At 55.2% G+C, this 310-nt stretch carries 1 protein-coding gene; it reads right to left on the bottom strand.

Features of this window, described 5'->3' with window-relative positions; translation table 11 throughout:
• On the bottom strand, nt 1–310 hold a 310-nt coding region (locus QRD02_RS14375), incomplete at both ends, for a DUF7507 domain-containing protein (protein WP_290255654.1).

The raw sequence follows: 310 nt of genomic DNA, 5'->3' as shown, positions 1-310 counted from the left end.
TGCATTTGTACAAAGGATGATAACCGTTGGGTCCTGGCCAACATAGCTGTCATTATCGGAAATATCGGTCACGTTCGGTCCGCTCGGTGGAGTTCCGACAACCTCAGCGCTGTTGGAGAATGTACCGGCGTCAATGTCCGCCTGTGTAATGGTATAGGTCGCGGTGAAGGTAGTCGTGTCCTCCGCACCCGGTGCCAGGCCAGCGATTGGTCCGCCGCTCACCGTCACGCCACCAACTAGATCGGTGACCATAACGTTGGTTAGGGTAACGTTGCCCGTGTTCTTTACTCGGAAGGTATAGCCCACTACC

This window comes from Aequorivita aurantiaca (assembly GCF_030410135.1).
Taxonomy (GTDB): domain Bacteria; phylum Bacteroidota; class Bacteroidia; order Flavobacteriales; family Flavobacteriaceae; genus Aequorivita; species Aequorivita aurantiaca.
The sequence above is the reverse complement of the archived record's forward strand: the minus strand, read 5'-3'. Positions and strand labels throughout refer to the sequence as shown.